At 40.5% G+C, this 2,511-nt stretch carries 3 protein-coding genes; 1 reads left to right on the top strand and 2 read right to left on the bottom strand.

Annotation, left to right across the window (positions count from 1 at the left end; translation table 11 throughout):
* Nucleotides 1–80: 80 nt before the first annotated feature.
* Nucleotides 81–1,007, bottom strand: coding sequence for a D-2-hydroxyacid dehydrogenase (locus tag ACP45E_RS04130; protein ID WP_017035688.1), 927 nt, complete (start codon nt 1,005–1,007; stop codon nt 81–83).
* A 73-nt stretch (nt 1,008–1,080) separates the two neighbouring features.
* On the opposite strand from ACP45E_RS04130, the gene ACP45E_RS04135 reads away from it, so the two are divergent.
* Nucleotides 1,081–1,668: a YjaG family protein gene (locus tag ACP45E_RS04135; protein WP_017035689.1), complete on the top strand. Its 588-nt coding sequence runs from the start codon at nt 1,081–1,083 to the stop codon at nt 1,666–1,668.
* Nucleotides 1,669–1,698: 30 nt separating this feature from the next.
* Here the strand turns inward: ACP45E_RS04135 and ACP45E_RS04140 are convergent.
* A partial coding sequence (locus ACP45E_RS04140; RefSeq protein ID WP_069584726.1) for a CNNM domain-containing protein occupies nt 1,699–2,511 on the bottom strand: 813 nt, incomplete at its 5' end.

Below are 2,511 nucleotides of genomic sequence, written 5' to 3' on the forward strand. Positions count from 1 at the left end.
AAGACTTGGGCTTTTTTACGTTTAGAGAAAACGACTTAATCCTTTCCCCTATAAAGGGCTATGTATTTTTATGAAAAAGACTAGTAGCCCTTATTCAAGTCGACGACATTTTCGAGGTTAAACCCAGAAATCCATCGCATATAGTTATTTTTAAACTGTTCAATAACCTGCTCAGGAAAACTCACCGCTGCAATATGAGGCGTTACTGTTATTTGTGGGTGATTCCAGTAAGGATGTTTAACATCCAGTGGTTCTTGAATAAACACATCAAGATAAGCATGGCTTAAGAAGCCTTTAGACAACGAGTTCAAAAGTCCCTTCTCATCAATAATGGTTCCTCTACCAACGTTAAACAACAACGCATTTTTACAATAGCTCAAGGAGCTTTCGTTCAACAAATATTGAGTGTCCAGTGTGTTCGGTAGTGTAGAAACTATTATATCGGCTTTGGATAATGAAACAGTAAGCTCTTGTATATGATAGGTTTCATCGAAATTAGAATCTTTAGGGGGGATACCACTTCGATTGACACCAATAACGTTTAAACCCAATACTTTCGCTGTTTTTGCTACATGGTTACCGATAGACCCTGTGCCTAAAACCAACATGCACTTATTGTCTAACGTTGTATAGGGGATAGGTGACCATTCATTTGAGTTCTGCTGCTCTTTATACTGTAAAAAATGTCGATGATATTCCAGAGAGTAACCGATCACATACTCAGATATCTGTTGCCCAAATATTCCTTTTACATTCGTAACCGTAAAGTCGATCTCAGTGGAGTGGTTTGACAATGCATCAACACCTGCATAAACGGATTGTGCCCACTCCAGCTTGGCAAACTGACTTATCTTAGTTGATAACAAAGGAGGAGAAACCAAAGCAATGTTCGCAAGTAAGGGATCATCGACTATTGATAAGTCGGGCAACTTTAGCTGAGCGATAAGCTCGATATATTTCGTATTATTGTCGGTATCGATATAGAGCGCGTTATTAAAATTGTTCATAGGCTTTGCTGTTTTCCCAGAGAGTAATCAAGTACACTTCTGATGTATTTTTCTTCTGCAATAATGAGTGACTATGCTACAGAATCCTATCCAGGTCCGTCTTGAAAAATTTGAACCTTGGCAACAAATTACATTTATGGCTTGTCTTTGCGAGCGTATGTATCCCAACTATGCCATATTTTGTCAGAATACAAAATTTTCTGAGAGTCGAGTGTATCGTGACATTCTTGATAGTGTATGGGAGTTGTTGACAGTTAAGAGTGCAAAAATAAATTTTGAACGCCAGTTAGAGAAACTGGAAGAGATTATCCCAAGTTCAGAAGATTTCGATTTTTATGGTGTATACCCAGCTATCGACGCGTGTATAGGCTTGTCGACTTTGTTACACGGCCTCCTCGACCGTGATGATCTTTATGACAATATGCAAAAGCTCAGTCAGATTTCTGTGGTGACTGTTGCTCAATTAGAAGAAGCTCAAACTCAGATTGAGATCACAAACGATAATCAAAAAGAAAATGAAGCGGTTTGCGCCGAATGGGACGTTCAATGGGCTATATTTAGACCACTAAGAGAATCCCAAGAGCGAGACATAGAGCTGATTAAGGATTTGCGCCAAGAATTAAAAGACGAAGCTCTAAGCAACATTGGAATATCTCTTTAGTGAGCAGGCGATAGTAAGACTTCAAGGTTACTATCGCTCGCCATCCGCTTGGCTTTCAATTAATCCATGCTGTTTCTTCCAAGTTTCCCATCGTTCAAAAGCGAGTTGCTGCATATCTACAGAGTGATCAGCCTCATCAATGATCTCTTCGCCAATTAAGTGCTCAAAAATGTCTTCTAGTGTGACAATGCCTTGAACCGTACCATATTCATCGACAATCATAGCGATCTGAAGGCGTAGTGCCATGATTTGTTCGAAGGCTGCAGGTACCGATTTTGTGTTCAAGACGACATGAATTGGTCTCATAACTGACCCTAGTTGTCGATTTTCTTCACCAATTTGCTTGTGTTTGAATAGGTCTAACCGGTGGACAAACCCGAGGATATTGTCCTTAGAACCACTGTATATCAAAGGACGAGAGAAAGGAGTTCCTGCGTGTTCTGCGAGAAACTCTTCGATGGTCAGCTCAGCACTTGCTCTAAATACCACTGGACGTGGTGTCATGACCTGGGTGATTGGCACATTACTCAGGTTAAGTAGGTTATGTAATATCTTAGACTCACCTTCCGCAAACTCTCCACTTTCTTTTGCGAGTGTCGCCATCGCTGATAACTCATCTCTTACTTTTGGTGCCTGAACTCCTTTAGCTAGTCGTTTAGTGATTTGTTCTGAACACCAAACGAACGGCGTAAGAGCCCAAACCATCCAATATAGAATAACAGCAGATACGGGTGATAATTGACGCCAATATGTTGCTCCGATTGTTTTAGGTACAATTTCGGACAATACGAGTATCCCCAATGTCAGTATGGCTGAAAAAACAGATAGGAAGAGAGGTTCAGC

Origin of the sequence: Vibrio genomosp. F10 str. 9ZD137 (assembly GCF_049974785.1) — a bacterium.
GTDB lineage: Bacteria > Pseudomonadota > Gammaproteobacteria > Enterobacterales > Vibrionaceae > Vibrio.